This window comes from Mesorhizobium sp. M2E.F.Ca.ET.219.01.1.1, assembly GCF_004016445.2.
GTDB lineage: Bacteria > Pseudomonadota > Alphaproteobacteria > Rhizobiales > Rhizobiaceae > Mesorhizobium.
In genome coordinates, this window is the sequence record NZ_SADT02000004.1 from 469922 (window position 1) to 485474 (window position 15553).

At 64.2% G+C, this 15553-nt stretch carries 16 protein-coding genes; 6 read left to right on the forward strand and 10 right to left on the reverse strand.

Going from position 1 to position 15553, the window contains the following annotated elements; genetic code table 11:
- Positions 1-59: 59 nt before the first annotated feature.
- Positions 60-1244 (reverse strand): amino acid aminotransferase, encoded by a 1185-nt coding sequence (locus tag EN862_RS22365; protein ID WP_127868018.1) that lies wholly within the window; start codon positions 1242-1244, stop codon positions 60-62.
- 145 nt (positions 1245-1389) lie between these two features.
- On the opposite strand from EN862_RS22365, the gene EN862_RS22370 reads away from it, so the two are divergent.
- From EN862_RS22370 to EN862_RS22390, 5 genes are all read left to right on the forward strand, one after another.
- Positions 1390-1911 carry a sigma-70 family RNA polymerase sigma factor gene (locus EN862_RS22370; RefSeq protein ID WP_245519667.1) on the forward strand — a complete coding sequence of 174 codons (522 nt, stop codon included), beginning with the start codon at positions 1390-1392 and terminating at the stop codon, positions 1909-1911.
- The gene (locus tag EN862_RS22375; protein ID WP_127868020.1) at positions 1908-2681 is read left to right on the forward strand and encodes an anti-sigma factor; all 774 of its coding nucleotides are present in this window, start codon (positions 1908-1910) and stop codon (positions 2679-2681) included. The genes EN862_RS22370 and EN862_RS22375 overlap by 4 nt, the downstream gene beginning before the upstream one ends.
- 35 nt (positions 2682-2716) lie before the next feature.
- Positions 2717-3433 (forward strand): Bax inhibitor-1/YccA family protein, encoded by a 717-nt coding sequence (locus EN862_RS22380; protein ID WP_127868021.1) that lies wholly within the window; start codon positions 2717-2719, stop codon positions 3431-3433.
- Between the two features lie 173 nt (positions 3434-3606).
- Positions 3607-4482: an aldose 1-epimerase family protein gene (locus tag EN862_RS22385; RefSeq protein WP_127868022.1), complete on the forward strand. Its 876-nt coding sequence runs from the start codon at positions 3607-3609 to the stop codon at positions 4480-4482.
- 3 nt (positions 4483-4485) lie between these two features.
- A complete protein-coding gene (locus tag EN862_RS22390) occupies positions 4486-4905 on the forward strand; it encodes a hypothetical protein (RefSeq protein ID WP_127868023.1) in 420 nt (139 codons plus the stop codon).
- A gap of 71 nt (positions 4906-4976) precedes the next feature.
- Here EN862_RS22390 and EN862_RS22395 read toward each other — a convergent pair whose 3' ends face one another.
- Positions 4977-5720 (reverse strand): outer membrane beta-barrel protein, encoded by a 744-nt coding sequence (locus tag EN862_RS22395; RefSeq protein ID WP_127868024.1) that lies wholly within the window; start codon positions 5718-5720, stop codon positions 4977-4979.
- 194 nt (positions 5721-5914) lie between these two features.
- Positions 5915-6826 carry an agmatinase gene (locus tag EN862_RS22400; protein WP_127868025.1) on the reverse strand — a complete coding sequence of 304 codons (912 nt, stop codon included), beginning with the start codon at positions 6824-6826 and terminating at the stop codon, positions 5915-5917.
- Between the two features lie 117 nt (positions 6827-6943).
- Here EN862_RS22400 and EN862_RS22405 point away from each other — a divergent pair, with 117 nt between their 5' ends.
- Positions 6944-7504 carry a lysozyme inhibitor LprI family protein gene (locus EN862_RS22405; protein ID WP_189401290.1) on the forward strand — a complete coding sequence of 187 codons (561 nt, stop codon included), beginning with the start codon at positions 6944-6946 and terminating at the stop codon, positions 7502-7504.
- 378 nt (positions 7505-7882) lie between these two features.
- On the opposite strand, the gene EN862_RS22410 is transcribed toward EN862_RS22405, so the two are convergent.
- The 7 genes from EN862_RS22410 to EN862_RS22440 form a co-directional block, all read right to left on the reverse strand.
- Entirely contained in the window at positions 7883-8704 is an 822-nt protein-coding gene (locus EN862_RS22410) for an MBL fold metallo-hydrolase (protein WP_127868027.1), read from the reverse strand.
- Positions 8701-9495: a TatD family hydrolase gene (locus EN862_RS22415; protein WP_127868028.1), complete on the reverse strand. Its 795-nt coding sequence runs from the start codon at positions 9493-9495 to the stop codon at positions 8701-8703. Before EN862_RS22415 ends, EN862_RS22410 begins: the two co-directional genes overlap by 4 nt.
- Positions 9495-11039, reverse strand: a complete 1545-nt coding sequence (gene metG, locus EN862_RS22420) for a methionine--tRNA ligase (protein ID WP_127868029.1) — start codon at positions 11037-11039, stop codon at positions 9495-9497. Before metG ends, EN862_RS22415 begins: the two co-directional genes overlap by 1 nt.
- 126 nt (positions 11040-11165) lie before the next feature.
- Positions 11166-12221, reverse strand: a complete 1056-nt coding sequence (locus EN862_RS22425) for a DNA polymerase III subunit delta' (protein WP_127868030.1) — start codon at positions 12219-12221, stop codon at positions 11166-11168.
- A complete protein-coding gene (gene tmk, locus EN862_RS22430) occupies positions 12218-12892 on the reverse strand; it encodes a dTMP kinase (protein WP_127868031.1) in 675 nt (224 codons plus the stop codon). Before tmk ends, EN862_RS22425 begins: the two co-directional genes overlap by 4 nt.
- 72 nt (positions 12893-12964) lie before the next feature.
- Positions 12965-14143, reverse strand: coding sequence for a D-alanyl-D-alanine carboxypeptidase family protein (locus tag EN862_RS22435; RefSeq protein ID WP_127868032.1), 1179 nt, complete (start codon positions 14141-14143; stop codon positions 12965-12967).
- 116 nt (positions 14144-14259) lie between these two features.
- Positions 14260-15525: a septal ring lytic transglycosylase RlpA family protein gene (locus EN862_RS22440; protein ID WP_127868033.1), complete on the reverse strand. Its 1266-nt coding sequence runs from the start codon at positions 15523-15525 to the stop codon at positions 14260-14262.
- Positions 15526-15553: the final 28 nt, after the last annotated feature.

The following is a 15553-nucleotide window of genomic DNA, read 5'->3' on the forward strand; positions in this document are numbered from 1 at the left end:
CGCGAGCCGACCAATTCGGACCGCGCGCCGGCGCGACTTGTCCACAGTTGCGCTGGCCTTCAGTCGAGCACCGAGACGATCGCCTTGGCGAGATCGTCCATGCCGTCTTCCGGCAGGCCGGCGACGTTGATGCGGCTGTCGCCGACCATATAGACGGCGTGCTCGGTGCGCAGGCGTTCGACCTGTGCCTCGGTCAGCCCAAGCCTGGAAAACATGCCGCGATGGCTGGCGACGAAATCGAAGCGGTCGGAGTTGGACTGCCGGCGCAGCGCCTCTGCGAAGGCGACGCGGAGTCTCAGCATGCGCAGCCGCATCTCCTCGAGCTCCGTCTCCCAGTCTTTCCTCAGACCGGCGTCTTCAAGCACCATGCGCACGGCCGCTGCGCCATGATCCGGCGGCATCGAATAGAGCGCCCGCGCGGCCGCCAGCATCTGGCTCATCGCCACATCGGCCTGGGCGCCGTCTTTGGCCAGGATCATCGCAGCACCTACGCGATCGCGATAAACGGCGAAGTTCTTCGAGCAGCTCGAGGCGACCACCATTTCCGGCACCCGCTCGGCCAGCAGCCGCAAGCCGGCGGCATCGGCGTCCAGGCCCTCGCCGAAGCCTTGATAAGCGATATCGACGAAAGGCAGCAGGCCGCGCTCCAGGAGAACGTCGGCGACCTTGGCCCACTGATCGAGATCGAGATTGGCGCCGGTGGGGTTGTGGCAGCAGCCATGCAGGAGCACGACGTCGCCGCTGTTGCCCGTCTTGAGCGCCGCCAGCATCTCGTCGAAGCGGACGGCACCGGAAGCGGCATCGAAATAGGGATAGTCGCGAACCTGCAGACCGGCGGCGCGCATCACGGGCGGATGGTTCGGCCATGTCGGATCGGAAAGCCAGACCGTCGCGCCGGTGCGCGTGCGCTGCAGAAGCTCTGCCACCAGCCTGAGCGCGCCGGAGCCGCCCGGCGCCTGTGCCGCGCGGATGCGCGAATGGTCGGCCTTGTCGCCGAAGGCGAGCTTGATCATGGCGGCGTTGAAGCCGGTGTCGCCGGCAAGGCCGAGATAGGTCTTGGTGTCCTGGCTCGCCAGCAGCCGCTTCTCGGCCTCGCGCACGGCGCGCATCACCGGCGTCTTGCCGTCGATGTCCTTGTAGACACCGACACCGAGGTCGACTTTGCCCGGACGTGGATCGTTGCGATAGAGGCCGATCAGGGCAAGGATCTTGTCGGCGGGCGCGGGCTGCAGGGTCTCGAACATCGAAAAGGACTCCAATGGCGGCGGAGTGATACGCAAATCGCCCCCGCCGCGCCAGCGGTTTCCTCACAGACGGCGACACGAAAAGAAACGCCGGGCAGGGGATTAAATTCCCTACATGCTCCGTAAACAGGGCATGAAACGGTCGATGGCACGCTTCGATATTGTCGGACAGTTGGGGTCGCTGCGGCGCTACGCGCGCTCGCTGACGCGCGACGGCGCCGATGCCGAGGATCTCGTCCATGACGCGCTGGTGCGCGCCTATGAGCGGCGTGCGACCTTTCGCTCGGGCGGCAATCTGCGCGCCTGGCTCTTGGCGATCGTGCACAACATCTTCATCGACCGCATGCGCTCGCGACGCTCCGAGGCGGCGCGCATCGAACAGGCCGGTCTCGTCGCCGACCGAAGCGTGCCGGCGTCGCAGGACCATTCGGTGCGCCTGTCGCAGGTCAGGGAGGCGTTTCTTTCGCTCCCCGGGGAACAGCGCTCCGCGCTGCATCTCGTCGCCATCGAAGGGCTTTCCTATCAGCAGGCGGCCGAGGTCATCGGCGTGCCGCTCGGAACGCTGATGTCGCGCATCGGCCGCGCGCGTGCCGCGCTGCGCGAGATGGAGGAGAGCGGGCCACAGAAAGCCAGGCCGCATCTCAGGATCGTGGGAGACGATCAATGACCGCCATTGTCGACCCCGTAACCGATGCCGATCTCGACGCCTATGTAGACGACCAGCTGGATGTCGCCCGCCGCATCGAAGTCGAGGCGCATCTCGCCGCGCGCCCGGAAGCGGCGGCGCGCGTGATGTCGGACCTGAGGACGCGCGACGAACTTCGCGTCGCGCTTGCCGGACCCGTCGGCATGGCACGTCCGGCCACGACAGAAGCGGCGCGACGGCTGGAGCGGGCGCTAGCGAGGGGGCGTGTGCTTGCCGTGCTGCAGCGCGCCGCGGCCGCGGCCGTGCTGGTCGCGGCGGGCTGGCTGGCCAACGGCATTTTCGGACCGATCGCGGTGACTAAGGTGGTCGCCTCGACGCAGCCGCCGGCCTACGTCGAGGATGCGGTGAGAGCGCATCGGACGACCTTGATGCGCGAGACGATGCCGTCGCAGAAAGAGGCGCCGGGTTACGATGCCGACGAGATCCGCGCCGCCACCGCAATCGTCATGCCGTCGCTGCCCGAGGACTGGAAGATCCGCGACGTCCAGGTCTACCCCTCGCAATTCGGGCCGAGCGTCGAGGTGGCGGTCGAGACCAGGGACCTGGGCCTCGTCTCGCTGTTCGCCATCAGACCCGGCACGTTCGACGTGGTGAAGCCGACGGTCGCGCCCGCCGACGACATCTCGACCGCCTATTTCCAGATCGGTGAGGTTGCCTATGCGGTGGTCGGGCGCGGCGACGCTGGCAGCCTCGACCGTGCCGCCGAGAAACTCGCCAGAACTCTCTACTGAAAACCGACGCTTTGCAGAGAACCAAGGAGAACCAAATGAACAGCCCCAATCTGGGATACCGAATGGGCACCGGCGTCCAGGCCGGAGCCGTCTATGACGAGGGCCTGCGCAAGCACATGCTGCGCGTCTACAACTATATGGGCCTCGGTCTCGTCGTCACCGGCCTCGTCGCCTTCTTCGTGGCCTCGACGCCGGCGCTCTACGTGCCGATCTTCTCCAGCCCGCTGAAATGGGTGGTGATGCTGGCGCCGCTCGCCTTCGTCATGATCTTCTCGTTCAAGATGCAGACCATGTCGGCGGCGAGCGCACAGGCGATGTTCTGGGCCTTCTGCGCCGTCATGGGCCTGTCGCTCGCCTCGGTGTTCCTGGTCTTCACCTCGACCAGCATCGCGCGCACCTTCTTCATCGCCGCCACAATGTTCGGCGCCACCAGCCTCTACGGCTACACGACCAGGCGCGACCTGACGCAGTTCTCGTCCTTCCTGATCATGGGCCTGATCGGTGTGGTGATCGCGAGCCTGGTCAACCTGTTCCTCGGCTCGACCGCGCTGCAATTCGCCATTTCGGTGATCGGTATTGCCGTCTTCGTCGGCCTCACTGCCTGGGACACGCAGACGATCAAGGAGCAGTATGCAGAGAATTTCGACGCGGAATCGCTGCAGAAGCTCGCCGTCTTCGGCGCCTTCTCGCTCTATCTGAACTTCATCAACATCTTCCAGCTGCTGCTAAATTTCACCGGCGAGCGCGAATAGCTGGACCGTAGCAGGCAGCATTGCTGACCTCGGCTGGCCGGAGGGAAACCTCCGGCCATTTTTTGTCCTATCGCCGTGCACCGCCGTGTGAGGTGCCGCATGCCTGCCGCGCTTGAGTTCACGCGCGGCCTTTTGCTAGCCTGCCGGCCAGATCAGCCAGCCGCGAGGATGCAATGGAACAGGTGACGCTTCACGCTGACGGGATCTCGGCGACCATCGTCCGGCAGGGGGCTGAACTGGTCTCGCTACGCGATGGCGACGGCACCGAGCTTCTGTGGCAGGCGGGGCCGGCCTGGCGCCGCCATTCGCCGGTCCTGTTCCCGATCGTCGGCCGACTCAAGGGCGATCAGCTGCGCCATCGCGGCCAAACCTATCCGATGACGCAGCATGGCTTTGCGCGCGACCGGCGCTTTGCCTGGGCGGAGCAGGGGCCTACCTCCTGCACATTGGTCCTATCGGATGACGCCGAGACCAGGGCGCGCTACCCCTTTGCCTTTCGCCTGGCCATTGGCTACGACCTGAAACCCCGGCAGCTCGGCGTGACCTTCGAGATCACCAATACCGGCGACGAGCCGCTGCCGGCCTCGATCGGTGCGCATCCGGCGTTCAATTGGCCGCTGCTGCCGGAACTGCCCAAGGAAGCCTATCGGCTGACCTTCGCCGACGATGAACCTGCGCCGGTCCGCCGCCTGAAGGACGGTCTGCTGCTGCCGGACCCCCAAACGACGCCCATTGAGGGAAAGACGCTGCCCCTTTCCGAAAAATTGTTCGTCGACGACGCCGTCATCCTCGACAGGCCGGCCAGCACCAGCGTGCGCTACACCGCCGGCCGCGGCCCGGCGATCGAGATGTCGTGGCAGGGATTCAACGAGCTCGGCATCTGGTCCAAGCCCGGCGGCGCGCCTTTCCTGTGCATCGAGCCCTGGCACGGCATCGCCAGTCCCATCGATTTCGACGGCGAGTTCGCCGACAAGCCTGGTGCCATGCTGATCGAGCCGGGCGGCCGGCGCGTTCTGAGCTACCGGGTCGGCCTCAGCCGGGAACCGTAGAGCATGGCATACGTCATCAAGGCCGAGATCGAGGACCCGCGGGCGGAGACATTCGTCTTCGCCGCCCAGAAAACCATGTATGGCGGCAAGCGCATTGCCCAAGGCGATGCCGTCTTCCTGTTCGCCAGTGAGAACGAAGGCGGGCAGGGGCTTGTCGCACGCGGCGTCGTGACTTCCTCGGAGGCCGTCCCCAGACATCCCGATCTCGAACGGCAGACGCCGCGCGTCAGCGTTTCCATTCGCCGCACCGCCTTGGCGAAGAGGCGGTTGGGCCGCGATGAGCTCAAGCGCTTCAAGGATTGGAACGACGGCCGGCCCGAGAGCGAGCTCAATTTCAAATTCTACCGCCAGGCGACGAACAAGATCGTCGGCATCTCGGACGTGGCGGCCGCATTTCTCGACGGGTTTTTCCAGCACCCGTGACCGCTGAAGGGACCGCAAAAAGGAAAGCCCGGCGCGGGGCCGGGCCAATCCAATTCGGGACTATCGATCGGTCAGTTGCCGAACTTGTAGCTCAACCTCGCCATGACGACGTCGGCCCTGGCCTTGACCTTGTACGTCTCCGGATTGTTTCCGAGGGAACCGTTGTCGAACACGTTGGGTCCGGTGCTGGTCTTGGAGCCGAGATCGATGTGCGTGTAGTCGACGCCGAGGCTCAGCTTGTCGGTGAGGGCATAGTCGATGCCTGCGCCGATGGCGTAGCCGTTGTGCCAGTCGTTCTGCTCGTAAGTGACGAGAGCGTCATTGTCGCGCGCCTTGAAGCCGACCTCGCCGCCGGCATAGCCGCCCTTGGCGTAGATCAGGACGCGGTCGAAGGCATAGCCGATCCGGCCGATCACTGTTGCATAATGCTGGATTCGACCGGTCTCGGTATCGCTGTCCGGGAAATAGGGACTGACGATCGTCTTCCTTATTCCCGTCGCAGTCCACGAGGCTTCGCCGCCCAGCACGAATTGGTTCCACTGATACTGGGCGCCGACATGCACGCCGCCGGCGATATTCGTATCGCGGAAATGGAACCCCTCGGTTCCGGCGGGAACCGCATCGGTAAAGAAACCGCCATTCGGTTGCGTGACGTCGGTGGCCGTTATGTCACCGTTGGCGACGCCGATCTGCGCGCCGGCATAGAAGCCGCTCCAGTCATAGGCCGAGCCGGCAATCGGGCCAGCCAGATCCGCGGCCGAAGCAGCGGTCGCGCTGAGCCCAGCCAGCGCGGCAATTGCAATAAGTCTCTTCACTGAATTCCTCCGATCCACCCAAATCCCATCGGCGCCTGAACATAGACGAATATTTGAAAATAAAGTGTGATGAATTAGCCGCACTAGCTATAAATCAGCATGATGCATTGGAGGCGGCTCACAAACAGTAATCGCTAATATAAGTGGCGCGAGCGAAGCTCCTGATGACCGGAAAATAGACGGTTGCCGAGCTTCTACATTTGCCGGACTACGGCGCCTATCGCGTTGACAACAAGCCGTGCGGCGGTGAGTGCCGACAGGCCGTCAATGTCCGCAGGAGGATAAAGCTCGACAAGGTCGAACCCGACAATCCGTGCCCGTCTGCCAAGGCCGGCAATGAGGTCAATCGCCTGGGTGTAGGACAGGCCGCCGGGCGTGCGCGCCGCCACGCCCGGCATGATGCCAGGATCGAGGCCGTCGCAGTCGAGGGTGACGACGACCTGCGCGCCTTCGGGAATATGCCGCAGAGCGACCTCCACGCCTTGAGCGTGAACCTCGCGCGCCGTCACGAAGCGGCTGCCATAGCGCCGCGCCGCTTCGATTTCGGCGTGGCGTGCGCTGCCGACGCTGCGCAGGCCGACTTGCACCATCCCTGCCACATGCGGCATCTCGCTAGCCCGCCGCATTGGGCTCGAATAACCATGGCGCTCGCCATGAACTTCGTCGCGCCAGTCGATGTGGGCGTCGATCTGCAGGATCCAGATGGGTCCACGGTCGGCAAAGCCGGCAAGGAACGGAATGACGACGGAATCGTCACCGCCAAGCATGATCGGCACGGCCGGCAGGGACAGGACTTCGCGCGTCTTTGCCTCGATCCGGGCCCGGTTGCCGGCATTGTCGTGCATGATGGTCAAGATGTCGCCGGCGTCGGTGCAGCAGCCCGGCCCGTCATTGAACAATGGGCCACCGAGATCGAAATCCCAGTGCTCGACCAGCGGGGCATCGTCCCGGCTGGCGATGCGGATGGCGTTGGCGGCCTCGGCATGGCCGCTGCTGTCCTGGCCACGATAGGTGCTTCCATGACCCGCTCCGAAGATCACGGCTCGCGGCACGTGCCCGTCGGAGAAGCGATCGGGAAAGCCGAGAAAGGAAGGCGTGGCGATCATTGTCCGGATGCTTTCATTGTTGCGCCGCGGCGCGACGGCAGCTTGGGGCAGGGTAGTTGCTTCAGCCCGGAGTTTTGCGACAATTCGCATCTCGCGCAACACAATGGGGCTACAGCGATGAAAAGCGTTCTGATACTGGCGGTTTGTGCTTTGCTCCTTGCCGCCTTGTCGCCGGCAACGGCCGGGGAGAAATTACGCGCCTCGGACAAGGCAGCACTTGCCGAATGCCTGAAATATGTCGGCGATTTCCCAGGCAACGTCCCTGGCGTGAACGATACGCCGACGCCGGCTATCCATATCGACAATGCCATCAAGCTCGCCGGACACGAACCTGCCTCGTGCATCAACTACGTGACCGAACTGTGCTCTTTTGAGAGCGACGACGGCCAGTCGCAACTGGGACTGATCGATTGCGCGAACCGCGAGGTCAACGTGTGGGAGGATCGTCTCAACACGACCTATGCGGCGCTGATGGCCAAGGCCGCGCCCAAGACGCGGGAAGGCTACCGCAAGATGCAGCGCGCCTGGATCGCATACCGGGATGCGCGGTGCGCGGCGGAAGGCTCCGCCGAAACCGTCAACACCGATCGCCAGAGCAATATCATGGTCAGTTGCGCACTCGACGCGACGGCCCGGCAGGCGCTGATCCTCGATGATGAGCTGTCGGATCTGCAGTGACGGCGATGACACTGCCGAAGTTCTCGTCGCGGGCGGGGTTCCTCGGCGGCCTCTCGGGATGAAGTCGCCGGATCGGCTGGTCGGCCAACGTTAGTGGTTTAGCACGCGAATGTAGATGAGTGGCCGTGTGTCTCGAACAAGGGCGACGCCTTCATGGCCTATTCAGGCGATTAGTTCCGGAGCGGCTATCGGCTGTCATATCCGTAAGTCGCATAAGATAGATTATGGAACTTAGGTGTTAGGCGCCGACCTAGAATTGCCGCGGCTTTCGCCATTGGCGACAAACTCTGTGGACTGGCTGCGTGTGCCACTTTGCGAATTCGGGCTACCAGCCAAACGGACGAATGACCGGCTGCGACACCAACTGAGCAGTTGCCGCTATCGCTCTGACTCGTAAGGGATTTCGATCACCATGCCGTCATAGGCCGGCGCCACGTGCTCCGGCGTCTCAGCCATGACCACGGCGTAGTCCAGCGGCACGTGCATATGTGTCAGCACGGCTTTCGTTGGTGCCAGTTTCTCGATCCAGCCCAATGCTTGGCCGAGCGACAAGTGGCTAGGATGCGTGTTGTATTGCAGCGCGTCGATCACCAGCATGTAGAGGCCGCGCAGGCGCTCGGCGGTGGCGTCCGGAAAGCCGCTGATATCAGGGCAGTAGGCAAGCCCGCCGATACGGAAGCCGAGCGAGATGATGTCGCCATGAAACTGCGGCAGCGGCTCAAGGGTGAGGGCGCCCCCCTCGCCTTCGATCATCACCGGACTGGCATGGTCGATGATGTGGGGCTTGACGATCGGCGGATAAGAGCTGCCGGGTGGCGTCTCGAAGCAGTAGCCGAACGCCTCGCGCATCCGGCGCATCGTCGGCTCGTCGGCATGGATGTCGATCCTGTGGCGCTGGTCGTGCACGTAGCCGCGTAGATCGTCGATGCCGTGGATGTGGTCGGCATGCGGATGGGTATAGACGACGGCATCGATGCGCCGGACCGAAGCCATCAGCATCTGCTCGCGGAAATCCGGCCCGGTGTCGATGACGACCGTGGTGCGCGCGCCGTTGGTGGCAATGCGCTCGACCAGGGCTGCCGTGCGCATGCGCCGGTTCTTCGGATTCGCGGGGTCGCAATTGCCCCAATCGCCGGTGATGCGCGGCGTGCCTGGCGACGACCCGCAGCCAAGGATGGTGAGGCGCAGCCGGTCGCTCATGTCGGCGCCACGTCCGGACGCGGCATCTTGGTGAACAGCCTGAAGAAGTTGCTGGTGGTGATATCGGCGATTTCAGCCTCGCTGACGCCGATGGTCTCGGCTAGCACCTTCGCCGTGTTCGCCACATAGGCCGGTTCGTTGCGTTTTCCACGATGCGGGATCGGCGCAAGGTAGGGCGCGTCGGTCTCGACCAGCAGCCGGTCGCGCGGAACATCGGCCGCGATGGCGCGCAACTCGGGGGAATTCTTGAAGGTCAGGATGCCGGAGAAAGAAACGTAGCCGCCCAGCGCCACGCCGACTTCGGCCAGCCTGCGCCCGGACGAAAAACAATGCAGGATGAAAGGGAAGGCGCCCTTCCCTGTCTCGTCCTCGAGGATCGACGCCATGTCGTCGTCGGCATTTCGCGCATGGATGACCAACGGCAGGCCGGTCCTGCGTGCCGCGGCGATATGGGTGCGAAAACCTTGCGCCTGCGCATCGCGCGGCGCCTTGTCATAGTAGTAATCCAGCCCGGCTTCGCCGATCGCCACCACCTTTGGATGCTCGGCGAGCCGCACCAGCTCGTCGGCGGTCACATCAAGTTCTTCCGCCGCTTGATGCGGATGGGTGCCGACCGAGCAATAGACCTCGTCGAAACTTTCAGCGATTTCAAGGATCTGCTGAAAGCGCTTCACGCGCGTCGAGATCGTGACCATACGGCCTACTCCGGCGGCGAGCGCGCGGGCGACGATAGCCGCCCGCTCCTCGGCGAAGTCCGGAAAGTCGAGATGGCAATGGCTGTCGACCAGCATCAGGCGCCCTGCTCGACATAACGCGGGAACACGCCCTCCGGCGCCGGCAATGCGGTGCCGGGCACCAGCGAGTGGTCGGCATGGACGTGCTCGAAAGCACGCCTGTCCACAGGTACCGCCAGCAGGTCGAGCAGCTTGGCCGCCGATCCCGGAATGAAGGGCTGGCAAAGGAGCGCCACGCGTCGCACCAGTTCGGCCGTTGTCCACAAGACCGTTTCCATCCGCTCCGGATTGGTCTTCTTCAGCGCCCATGGCTCCTGGGAGGCGAAATAGCGGTCCGCTTCCGCTACCACGCCGAAGATCGCCGCCAGCGCCAGATGGATGCCCTGCTCCGCCATCGCCCGGCGCGAAACGGCCAGCGCTTCGATCGCCTGGTCGAGGATCGCCGTATCGGCCTCCGCCAGCTCGTCGCGCCTCGGCACCGCGCCGCCGCAATTCTTGGCGATCATCGACAGCGACCGCTGCGCCAGATTGCCGAGCCCGTTGGCGAGGTCGGCGTTGGTGCGGTTGACGATCGCCTCATGGCTGTAGTTGCCGTCCTGGCCGAACGGCACCTCGCGCAGGAAGAAATAGCGCACCTGGTCGACGCCGTAGTGGTCCACCATCGTAAAGGGATCGATGACGTTGCCGACCGACTTCGACATCTTCTCGCCACGGTTGAACAGAAAGCCGTGTGCGAAGACGCGCTTCGGCAGCGGGATTCCCGCCGACATCAGGAAGGCCGGCCAATACACGGTATGGAAGCGGACGATGTCCTTGCCGATGATGTGAGCGTCAGCTGGCCAAAACCGCCATTTCTCATCCTTTTCATTGGGATAGCCTATGCCGGTGATGTAGTTGGTCAAGGCGTCGATCCACACATACATCACATGCTTCTCGTCGCCCGGCACCGGCACGCCCCAGTCGAAGGTGGTGCGCGAGATCGACAGGTCCTTCAGCCCCGATTTGACGAAGCTCATCACCTCGTTGCGACGCTCGGCCGGACCGATGAAATCGGGCTGGCTCTCGTAAAGCGCGAGGAGCTTGTCCTGATAGGTCGAAAGGCGGAAGAAATAGCTCTCCTCCTCGACCCATTCGACAGGCGTTCCCTGCGGTCCGTAGCGCACATTGTCGGCGCGGAGCTCGGTCTCCTCCTCGCCGTAATAGGCTTCGTCGCGCACCGAATACCAGCCGGCATAGCCGCCCTTGTAGATGTCGCCATTGGCGGCCATCGCCTTCCAGATCGCCTGGGAGGACACATAATGCCGCTCCTCGGTGGTGCGGATGAAATCATTGTTGGAAGCGTTGAGCGCGGTCGCCATGCGCCGGAACTCGGCCGAGTTGCGGTCGGCGAGCTCGCGCGCCGCGATGCCTTCCTTGCGCGCCGTCTGCAGCATCTTGATGCCGTGCTCGTCGGTGCCGGTCAGGAAGAACACGTCCTTGCCGTCGAGCCGCTGGAAGCGGGCAAGCGCGTCGGTGGCGATCAGTTCGTAGGCATGGCCGATATGCGGCTTGCCGTTCGGGTAGGAGATCGCGGTCGTGATGTAGAATGTGTCGCGTGACATGAATGAACCGTCATGAATATCTGAATGTGAGTTGTGGCGGTGGATATCGCATCGGAACGTCGATTGCCATCCCGAGGCCAATGCATGCCGCCCGAAAGTGGGCCAACGGCATGCATCGAACGGGCGTCACATTCGCATCGCAGAATTCAGGCGGTCGATCATGGTCAGGGCGTGCTGCTTCTTGTCGAGATTGTAGGTCTCGGCCTCAGATATCGTGTTCAGCGCATCCTGCCAAGTCTCGGACAGCGTTTTGGCCCTGGCAAGGTCGCCGGACAGCGCCGCTTCGCTGGCGGCGTCCGAAAGCAGATCGAGCGCGCGGCGGTTGAAGATGTCGAACTGGATCGCCTGGTCGCGTCCCGCCACGGCCTCGGCAAGGCGGTGCGCGCCGGCAATGTCGGGCTTTCCGGCCGCCACCAGCGTGTCCAGCGCGCCGGCGATCTCCAGCCCGCCATATTGGGTGAGCAGGATGGCGTTACGGGCGCTGCCCCCTGCCCGTTCGGCAAGTGCCGCGCGCGCGGCCGGATCGTCCGGCGGCGGTGGCTCGACGTTTTCCAGTACCGCCATCAGCTCGTCGGCGGCCAAGGGCGCCAGCCGCACCATCTGGCAACGCGAGCGGATCGTCGGCAACAGGCTGCCCGGCGCGTGCACGATCAGGATGAACAAGGTTCGCGCCGGCGGCTCCTCGAGATTCTTGAGCAAGGCGTTGGCGGCGTTGGTGTTCATGTCGTCGGCTGGATCGACGATGACGACGCGGTAGCTGCCGTCATGCGAGGTCATCGTCAGGAAGCGGCTGACCCTGCGGATTTCGTCCACGGTCAGCACCGTCTTGAAGCTCTTGGTCTTGTCGTTGGCCGGGCGCGTCAGATGCAGCACGCCCGGATGCGCCCCGGTGGCGATCTGGCGAAACAGCGAGGAAGCCGGATCGGGAACGGCAAGCGTGCCGGGCGCCGTCCTGAAATCCGGGTTTTTTAGAAGATGGTGCGCCATGTGGAACGCAAGCGTCGCCTTGCCGATGCCGAGCGGTCCGGAAAAAATCAGCGCATGCGGCAGCTTGCCCGCGCGGTAGGCGCCAGCGAGCATCCCCGCCGCCGTCGCGTGGCCGATCAGCCGCGGCGTTTCGGCCGGCTCGGGCACGCCGTCCAGCGTGTCATGCTGCTCTGGGGCGATGCGTTCGAAGATCATGCCGGCGCCGTCTCGATCCTTTGCGCCGGCATCCGCGCTTCCAGCGCCGCGAAGACAGCGGCGGTGACGACATTCTCCACCGTGTCGGGATCGGCGGAAGCGTCGATGACGACACAGCGCTCCGGCTCCGCCTCGGCGATGGCCAGGAAAGCCTCGCGCCGACGCCGGTGGATGGCCAAGGTCTCCTTCTCGAAGCGGTCGGCGGCGTCGCCCGCGCCGCGGCGTGCCGTCGCCCGCTTCAAGCCCTCAACGGGATCGATGTCGAAGATCAGCGTCATGTCCGGCATCATGCCGTTGATGGCGACCGCCTCCAGCGCCTTCATGAAATCGGCGTCGATGCCGCCCGTGACGCCCTGGTAGACGCGCGAGGAATCGATGAAACGGTCGCACAGCACGATCGAGCCGCGCTCGACCGCCGGCCGAATGACCTGCTCGACATGGTCGGACCGGGCAGCGGCGAACAGGATTGCCTCCATCTTCGGGCCGAACGGCTCGGCCGCGCCGGACAGAAGCACGTGCCTTACCGCCTCGGCGCCAGGCGATCCACCCGGCTCGCGGGTGACCAGAACCTCGTATTTCTTGGCGCGCATGCGCCGCGCCAGCCGCTCGATCTGCGTCGACTTGCCTGCTCCTTCGCCGCCCTCGAAGGTGATGAAAAATCCGCTCGCCAATCGAGACTGCCTTTGCCCGTGCTGGCCGCTGTCATAGCTCCCGTCCGATAAAAGGTCCACGAACTTGCCCGATCACAAATGTTTCTGACGCAGCCAGCCGACAGCGAGTTCCTTGACGGCATCCAGCGCACGCTGCGGCAGCGTGCCCACCTTCACCGACTCGGCGGCATAGAGCGGTGTCTGCTGGCTGAGCGTATCGCCTATCCAAACGCGCAGCTCACCGACCGGTTGCCCTTCCTCGACCGGCGCCGACACTGGACCTTGATAGACGATCCTGGCGGTCAGCTTGTCGCGGTTGGCTATAGGCAGAAAGATGTCCACGGGGCCTTTGGCTTTCAAGGCCAGGCCGGATTTGACGCCGCCAAAGACCTGCGCTTCGCCGACCACTTCGTCCTTGGCGAAGATCTCGGTCTTCTGGAAGGACCGCGAGCCCCAGTCGAGCAGCTTGCGCGCCTCCTCGGAGCGTTCGCGGTCGTTCGCCAGTCCAGTGAGCGCGGCGATCACGCGAATGCCGTTGTGACTGACGGTGCCGACTAGGCCGAAGCCCGCCTGCTCGCTGGCGCCGGCGACAAAGCCGTCGGCCTCGATGCCCATGGCGATCAGCGGATTGCGGTTCCTCTGCGCGATCTTATTCCAGGTGAAATCCGGCTGGCCGTAATAGTGGAAGAACTCGGGATAGTCGCGCCACAGATGCAGCGCCAGCATCGTCAGCTCGCGCACCGTCGTCTGCTGGCCGTCGGCCGGCAGGCCGGTCGAATTGACGAAGGTCGATTTCGACAGGCCGAGCTGGCGGGCGCGATCGGTCATCTGCGCCGCGAAATTCGCTTCCGAGCCGGCCATACCCTCGGCAAGCACGATGCAGCCATCATTGGCGGCCTGCACGGTGACGCCCTGGATAAGGTCCTCGACGCGGACCGCGGATTTGAGCTTGGCGAACATGGTCGAGGTCCCGGACGGCGCGCCGCCGGTGCGCCAGGCGTTTTCGCTGACGACGAAGGTGTCGTCGAGCGTGATCCGCTTCGACTTGATGGCGTTGAAGACCACCTCCATCGTCATCAGCTTGGCCATCGAGGCCGGCGGGATCGGCTTGTCGGGGTCCTTGGCGAAGAGCACCGTGCCGGTGTCGGCATCGATCATGAACGCCTGCGTCGCCTTGGTCTCGAACAATTGCGCGCTCGCCGGGGCGGCGCAAAGCAGCACCAGCACCAATCCCAGAAGCCTGGCGAAAAGCGAAAGAGTGCGCAACTGCATGAAATGTCGACCCAATCTGAGCAAAACCGGAGAGTCGCCCGGAATTGCGCAAAGACTACCCCGCGGCCAAGCTAGCAGGGTTTTTTCGGCCGGATCAACGTGCGGTGCGAATTTGATCAGTTACGCACAACCAGCGCGTCCGGCGCGCCATGCGACCAGGCTGCCTGGAGCAGGTCGTCGATGCTGCCATGCCCATCCGGATAGACATTGACCGCGTACCAGTCATTGCCGTCGAGCTCCGTGCGCTGGATCTCGGTCCGGCCGAACGGCTCGAGCGCCGCGGCCACACGCTTGGCCTCGGCGGCTTCGTCGAAGGAACCGGCGGCGACGTAGTCGTACCCAGGCGTCTGTTCCTGGCGGTTCGATTTCTTCCACGATTGCAGGATATCGGCCGGCGACATGCCGCCGGCATCGAGCGCGGCAAAGACATCGGCGCGCTTCAGCCGCTCATCCGCATAGGACAACGAAGCCATGGCGAAGGGCGAGTTCGGCGGAAGGCCGAGATCCGGACGTTCCGGCACGATCGGCCCGAAATCGGGCAGCACGACATCGCTGCCGCCCTGCGTAGAGAACGCTGCCGGCTGAACGGTGGCTTCATCCGACAAGCCCGGTTGCGCGGCAAAGGCCTGCCCTGAATTGGTCAACTGTCCAGGGAACGGCACCGCGGCCGGCGGCGCGCCGACCGACAAGCTCGGCGACGGGCCATTCATGGCCACCATCACGCCAGTCGGCAAACCGTCCGACGGATCCGGTCGGTTGTTGCCGGGCCGGTAGGACGCCACCAGATACTGATCGTCATTACCGTCGAGCGGCGCCCTGCCGACATATTCGACTTTGACCCTGGCGGTGCCGACCTTGTCATAGTCGAGCATCTGCGCCGCGCGTTCGGAGACGTCGATGATGCGGCCTTCATGATAGGGACCGCGGTCGTTGACGCGAACGATCACGGAACTGCCGGTATCCAGATTGGTGACGCGGGCGTAGCTCGGCAGCGGCATCGTCGGATGCGCCGCGGTCAGTTGCGCCGTGTCATAGACTTCGCCATTGGCGGTCAACCGCCCATGAAAGGCATCGCCATACCAGGAGGCCAGGCCGACCTTGGTGAAGCCCTTCTTATCTTCCTTCGGATAATACCACTTGCCGCGAACCTGATAGGGCTTGCCGAGCTGGTCGCGGCCGCCGCCACGGCGCATGAACTGGACGCGCGGGCTTGCCTTCACGCCATATTCGGATTCGGCGAAATATTCCTTGGGATGGGCTCTCTTGTAGACCATCCCCTTCGGCTCGGGTTGTGAGGCGCAGGCAGCCAGAAGCAGGCCCGAAAGGGCGCTCAGGGCGAAAGCAGAAGCGCGACGAAGACGCGGGCGCGCCGGAGTCTGCATGTTTTCGATTGTCCCCTACCGTGCTGCC

Bases quoted from the DNA above. Each gene is read 5' to 3' on its own strand.
- EN862_RS22365 (WP_127868018.1), bottom strand. From the start codon at position 1,244: ATGTTCGAGACCCTGCAGCCCGCGCCCGCCGACAAGATCCTTGCCCTG.
- EN862_RS22370 (WP_245519667.1), top strand. From the start codon at position 1,390: ATGGCACGCTTCGATATTGTCGGACAGTTGGGGTCGCTGCGGCGCTAC.
- EN862_RS22375 (WP_127868020.1), top strand. From the start codon at position 1,908: ATGACCGCCATTGTCGACCCCGTAACCGATGCCGATCTCGACGCCTAT.
- EN862_RS22380 (WP_127868021.1), top strand. From the start codon at position 2,717: ATGAACAGCCCCAATCTGGGATACCGAATGGGCACCGGCGTCCAGGCC.
- EN862_RS22385 (WP_127868022.1), top strand. From the start codon at position 3,607: ATGGAACAGGTGACGCTTCACGCTGACGGGATCTCGGCGACCATCGTC.
- EN862_RS22390 (WP_127868023.1), top strand. From the start codon at position 4,486: ATGGCATACGTCATCAAGGCCGAGATCGAGGACCCGCGGGCGGAGACA.
- EN862_RS22400 (WP_127868025.1), bottom strand. From the start codon at position 6,826: ATGATCGCCACGCCTTCCTTTCTCGGCTTTCCCGATCGCTTCTCCGAC.
- EN862_RS22405 (WP_189401290.1), top strand. From the start codon at position 6,944: ATGAAAAGCGTTCTGATACTGGCGGTTTGTGCTTTGCTCCTTGCCGCC.
- EN862_RS22410 (WP_127868027.1), bottom strand. From the start codon at position 8,704: ATGAGCGACCGGCTGCGCCTCACCATCCTTGGCTGCGGGTCGTCGCCA.
- EN862_RS22415 (WP_127868028.1), bottom strand. From the start codon at position 9,495: ATGCTGGTCGACAGCCATTGCCATCTCGACTTTCCGGACTTCGCCGAG.
- metG (WP_127868029.1), bottom strand. From the start codon at position 11,039: ATGTCACGCGACACATTCTACATCACGACCGCGATCTCCTACCCGAAC.
- EN862_RS22425 (WP_127868030.1), bottom strand. From the start codon at position 12,221: ATGATCTTCGAACGCATCGCCCCAGAGCAGCATGACACGCTGGACGGC.
- EN862_RS22435 (WP_127868032.1), bottom strand. From the start codon at position 14,143: ATGCAGTTGCGCACTCTTTCGCTTTTCGCCAGGCTTCTGGGATTGGTG.
- EN862_RS22440 (WP_127868033.1), bottom strand. From the start codon at position 15,525: ATGCAGACTCCGGCGCGCCCGCGTCTTCGTCGCGCTTCTGCTTTCGCC.